Genomic DNA, 4,597 nt, shown 5'->3' with positions numbered 1-4,597 from the left:
GGGGCATAGAAAGCAGAACCGGTTTTCAGAAGGCCGACAATCTCGGCACCGCCGTCACGGGTGCGCTGCACGATGGCGTCTAGTTTCTCTTGTGTGGTCCAACCCATCTGGACCAGATCGGGCAGTGGAATACCTGCGACGGTCGAATAGCGGACCGACGGGACCATGGTGTCGCCGTGGCCACCCAACACAAATGCGGTGACGTCTTTCATCGACACGTCGAATTCTTCGGCCAGGAAGTGGCGGAAACGGGCGCTGTCTAGAACACCGGCCATGCCGCAGACTTTCTCGGCTGGCAGGCCAGAGAACTTCTGCAATGCCCAGACCATCGCATCCAGCGGGTTGGTGATGCAGATGACAAAGGCGTCGGGAGCGTTAGCGGCAATGCCTTCACCCACAGACTTCATAACCTTGAGGTTGATGCCCAAAAGATCGTCGCGGCTCATGCCGGGCTTGCGTGGAACGCCTGCCGTTACGATGCATACGTCCGCGCCCGCGATGTCGGCGTAAGACTGCGTGCCCTTCAGCTTGGCATCGAACCCTTCCGAGGGGCCAGATTCCGCGATGTCGAGAGCTTTGCCCTCGGGTGTGCCTTCGGCGATGTCAAACAGGACGACGTCGCCCAGCTCTTTCAAAGCTGCGAGGTGGGCAAGTGTCCCGCCGATTTGACCGGCGCCGATCAGGGCAATCTTGGGTCTGGCCATGGGTGAAAATCTCCGCACTAGGGGTTTTTGCTGGCGCGGTGCCTAGCGCGAGATGGGGCGCCGTGCAAGTGTGCCGCACCGCAGCGTGTCTTGGCGCACCTGCTGGTGAAACTCACATTGGCGCGCTAAGGGTGCGCCATAGCGGGTTTTTCAAAGGGTCGTGCGGGCGTGAACCTTGATCTGTGGTTTTTTGCAATCGCTGCACCGGCGGTGGTCTTCGCGGGCGTTTCCAAAGGCGGTTTCGGGTCTGGTGCGTCCTTTGCATCGGCGTCGATTCTGGCGCTGGTGATCGAACCGGGCATGGCGCTGGGCGTTGTTTTGCCCCTGCTCATGCTGATCGATGCTGCAACCCTCAAACCGTACTGGGGCAAGTGGGACTGGCGCGTGTCGGCGTTGATGATCGTGGGCGGGTTGCCCGGAGTTGCGCTTGGCGCGCTGTTGTACTCGCGTACGGAACCCGACGTGTTCCGTGTACTGATCGGAGTCATCTCGGTCGGCTTCGTAATCTGGCAGGTGGGGCGTAGCAAGGGATGGATCAGGACAGCGTCGCGCGCTTTGCCGGCATGGGTCGGTGCGCTAACAGGCACAGTGGCCGGATTCACCAGCTTCGTCAGCCACGCCGGTGGGCCACCCGCGGCCGTGTATCTCTTGTCATTGCGCCCGTCCAAGACGGCATATCAGGCCAACACTGTCCTGATCTTCACCGCGATCAACATCTTCAAATTTGTGCCTTATGCCTTTCTGGGCATGTTCACGGCCCAGACAGCGATCGCAAACATCGCCCTGGCGCCCTTTGCGCTGCTCGGGGCGTGGCTTGGTGTGCGGGCGCATCACCTCGTACCGGAACGTGCATTCTTTTTGTTGACTTATGTTTTGCTGGTGATGACAGGCGCGAAGTTGATCTGGGACGGCCTGACATGACCACGCGCACCCTTACGGTGGACGATACAGCCGAAGCCTTAACGTTGTACCGACATCTAGTCGGAGAACAGCCGCTCGCATCGGACTCGGCATTTGCCGCTTTGATTGACCACCCGGGCACTTCGGTGTGTGGGGCCTTTTTGTCGGATCATCTGGTGGCGATGGCAACGCTTCGTGTTTTGCCCAACATGACACAGGGTGGTCGCCCCTACGCGTTGGTCGAGAACGTGGTCACGCATGAGACGCATCGTGGAACGGGGCAGGGGCGTCGGGTGATGGATGCGGTGATCGACGCAGCTTGGGCAGTGGATTGCTACAAGATCATGCTCCTGACCGGGCGCACGGCAGAAGCCAGGGGCTTCTACGAACAACTGGACTTCAGCGCGGACGAGAAATGGGGCATGACCATTCGCCGCGCACCTGTGCGTTGAGGGTAATGGCGGATCATGATCCGCGTTACGACGGTGCGGGCAAGCATGTTTTCAGCCCCGGCAATGCAAAGGCGCACCCAGGTGCGCCTTACAAGGAACTGTCAGGACACTGTAAGGCGGACGTGTCGTCCGCCGCGCTGGTTCAGGCGTCGCTTCCCTTGGCGGGCAAGGCTTCGGCAAGCGTTTCATAGGCTTGGCCGCTGGCAACAAGGCACGTCATCCCGTTGGGCGTTGTCACCGTGATCGTCCACGATCCACTCTCATCCGAGGCAAAAACCTCGATCACCGAATTGTTGGCGCCAAGACCCATGGACTGGCGCGTTTCGCCGTAGCCTTCGGCCAGGCGGCTCACCACCACTTCGCGGGGTCCGCAATTGCGGGCCTGCTGCGCCTGTGCCGCATTCACCATAGCTGCAAGCGCCAGAACGCCCGCTGTAATCACATTCATCATCCGTTTCATCACGTTCAGCCTTTCACAAAGGAAGGCGTCACCTCTGGTCATCTGGCCCAGCCGGAACCCCGGCGATGACCGGGCAGCCCCGGTTCACACCCGACACTTTGCGCATTCCGTGAAGTGTTCGGCGGCCCTTCCGAAACGGCCCTCCCCGCGCTGTCGGATCGGGACAAATGTGCGGATTTAGCCTTGAATAGTGGTTAATGCAGCGTGCGCGGGTCGTTAAAATTTGATGAAAGGCCGCTGAATGAACCCGAGTCGGGACGTCATTTCTGCAACGCAGAAAAATAGCGCTTGAACTATCTGGAAAAAAGTGGCCCTTTCCGCGCAACTTTATGACTTGCAAGGATCGCACGCCATGGCTCTCGACCGTCCCCTCCGCTCCGTTCTCTATATCCCTGGTTCAAAACCACGGGCATTGGACAAGGCGCGTGGACTGCCGGTGGATGCGATCATCTTCGATCTAGAAGATGCCGTATCGCTCGAAGAAAAGGAAAGCGCGCGGGCCACATTGGCCGAGGCGCTGGCGCAGGGTGGCTACGGCACAAGGTTGAAAATCGTGCGGATCAACGGTTTCGACACCGTATGGGGGCGGGATGATGCGCAGGCGGCTAAGGATATGGGCGCCGATGCGATCCTGTTGCCCAAGGTTTCTTCGCCTGCCGATCTTGATGCACTGGCGGAGATCACGGAAGACACCACCCTTTGGGCGATGATGGAAACGCCTCTGGGGATGATCAACGCACCTGCCATCGCGGCTCATCCCCTGCTGCAGGGCATGGTCATGGGCACCAACGACCTGGCAAAGGAATTGCAGACACGCTTCCGGCCGGATCGACTGCCGCTGCAATCCGGCTTGGGTCTTTGCTTGTTGGCCGCTAAGGCGCACGGATGTGCCATCGTCGACGGCGTTTACAACGCCTTCAAGGACGACGCGGGCTTGCAGGCTGAATGTGAACAGGGCCGCGATATGGGTTTTGACGGCAAGACGCTGATCCACCCTGCGCAAGTTGACATCACCAACGCCGCTTTTTCCCCTTCCGAGGCCGAGATTGACCTGGCCCGCCGTCAGATCACAGCCTTTGAAGAGGTGGAGGCGTCAGGTCAGGGCGTGGCGGTTGTCGATGGACGTATCGTCGAGAATCTGCACATCGTGACAGCGCGCGAAACATTGGCCAAGGCCGAGGCTATCGCGGAGATGGCAAAGGGATAAGCAATGTATTGGATTGTGTTGATTGCGGGTGTGGCGCTGTGGTGGTCGGCGCATCTGTTCAAGCGGGCGGCACCCACACGGAGGGCCTCCATGGGGGATCTGGGCAAGTGGATTGTCGCCGTGGCGGTGGTCGGGTCCATTGTGCTGATGGTCATCGGCTATCGGGGCGTGGATTTCGTCCATGTCTGGTTGCCGCCCGAGTTCATGATCCACATCAACAACCTGCTGATGCTGATTGCAATCTACCTGCTCAGCCCAGCGCCCAAACGCGGCAAACTGGTGTCCGGCATGCGCCATCCCATGTTGACCGGCTTCAGCCTTTGGGCCATCGCGCACTTGCTGGTGAATGGGGATGCCGCCTCGATACTGCTCTTTGGTGGGTTACTGATTTGGGCTGTTGCGACAGTGCGCATCATCAATGCAGCCGAACCCGGCTGGCAGCGCGGGCCGGAAGGCACGCTGGCCAAGGACGCCATGTTCCTTGTTGGGTCGGTCGTTCTGCTCGGCGTGATCGGCTGGATCCATAACTGGCTGGGTGTCTGGCCATTCCCGGGATAAATACATGAAATTGTACCGCTTTTTGTCCGAAGAAGACACTTCCGCCTTTTGCCACAAGGTTACTGCCGCCTTGAATGCCGGGTGGGAACTGCACGGCTCGCCAACCCAGTCATGGGACCACGCGGCGGGAATCATGCGCTGCGGACAGGCCGTCGTGAAAGACGTACCGGGGGACTACACGCCGGATATCAAGTTGGGAGAGCAGTGATGGCCAAGACAAATGCGGGCCGGTTTTTTGAAGATTACAGCGTCGGGGACGTTCTGACCCATGCGGTGCCGCGGACAGTTGGTGCAGGGGAGCGGGCGCTCTATCACG

The 4,597-nt window shown here is 59.8% G+C and carries 7 protein-coding genes; 5 read left to right on the top strand and 2 right to left on the bottom strand.

The window, feature by feature from the left end; genetic code table 11:
* A partial coding sequence (locus tag AC6RA8_RS21430) for a malate dehydrogenase (protein ID WP_500355731.1) occupies positions 1-704 on the bottom strand: 704 nt, incomplete at its 3' end.
* A 168-nt stretch (positions 705-872) separates the two neighbouring features.
* Between AC6RA8_RS21430 and AC6RA8_RS21425 the strand changes: the two genes are divergently transcribed.
* On the top strand, positions 873-1,625 hold the full coding sequence (locus tag AC6RA8_RS21425; protein ID WP_500355729.1) for a sulfite exporter TauE/SafE family protein: 753 nt from the start codon (positions 873-875) through the stop codon (positions 1,623-1,625).
* Entirely contained in the window at positions 1,622-2,056 is a 435-nt protein-coding gene (locus AC6RA8_RS21420) for a GNAT family N-acetyltransferase (RefSeq protein ID WP_500355727.1), read from the top strand. The genes AC6RA8_RS21425 and AC6RA8_RS21420 overlap by 4 nt, the downstream gene beginning before the upstream one ends.
* Before the next feature lie 142 nt (positions 2,057-2,198).
* Here AC6RA8_RS21420 and AC6RA8_RS21415 read toward each other — a convergent pair whose 3' ends face one another.
* Positions 2,199-2,516, bottom strand: coding sequence for a hypothetical protein (locus AC6RA8_RS21415; RefSeq protein WP_500355725.1), 318 nt, complete (start codon positions 2,514-2,516; stop codon positions 2,199-2,201).
* Positions 2,517-2,868: 352 nt separating this feature from the next.
* Here AC6RA8_RS21415 and AC6RA8_RS21410 point away from each other — a divergent pair, with 352 nt between their 5' ends.
* From AC6RA8_RS21410 to AC6RA8_RS21400, 3 genes are read left to right on the top strand one after another with little or no spacing between them, the layout of a single operon-like run.
* Positions 2,869-3,723: an HpcH/HpaI aldolase/citrate lyase family protein gene (locus tag AC6RA8_RS21410; RefSeq protein ID WP_500355724.1), complete on the top strand. Its 855-nt coding sequence runs from the start codon at positions 2,869-2,871 to the stop codon at positions 3,721-3,723.
* Between the two features lie 3 nt (positions 3,724-3,726).
* Positions 3,727-4,281, top strand: coding sequence for an NnrU family protein (locus AC6RA8_RS21405; RefSeq protein WP_500355722.1), 555 nt, complete (start codon positions 3,727-3,729; stop codon positions 4,279-4,281).
* Between the two features lie 4 nt (positions 4,282-4,285).
* Positions 4,286-4,489, top strand: coding sequence for a DUF1737 domain-containing protein (locus AC6RA8_RS21400; RefSeq protein ID WP_500355720.1), 204 nt, complete (start codon positions 4,286-4,288; stop codon positions 4,487-4,489).
* The last annotated feature ends 108 nt before the right edge of the window (positions 4,490-4,597 follow it).

This window comes from Tateyamaria sp. (genome assembly GCF_059783535.1).
This window is presented reverse-complemented; position numbering and strand designations above follow the sequence as displayed.

Excerpts from the sequence above, each read along its gene's own strand:
- AC6RA8_RS21420 (WP_500355727.1), top strand. The coding sequence starts at position 1,622 with ATGACCACGCGCACCCTTACGGTGGACGATACAGCCGAAGCCTTAACG.
- AC6RA8_RS21405 (WP_500355722.1), top strand. The coding sequence starts at position 3,727 with ATGTATTGGATTGTGTTGATTGCGGGTGTGGCGCTGTGGTGGTCGGCG.
- AC6RA8_RS21415 (WP_500355725.1), bottom strand. The coding sequence starts at position 2,516 with ATGAAACGGATGATGAATGTGATTACAGCGGGCGTTCTGGCGCTTGCA.
- AC6RA8_RS21410 (WP_500355724.1), top strand. The coding sequence starts at position 2,869 with ATGGCTCTCGACCGTCCCCTCCGCTCCGTTCTCTATATCCCTGGTTCA.
- AC6RA8_RS21400 (WP_500355720.1), top strand. The coding sequence starts at position 4,286 with ATGAAATTGTACCGCTTTTTGTCCGAAGAAGACACTTCCGCCTTTTGC.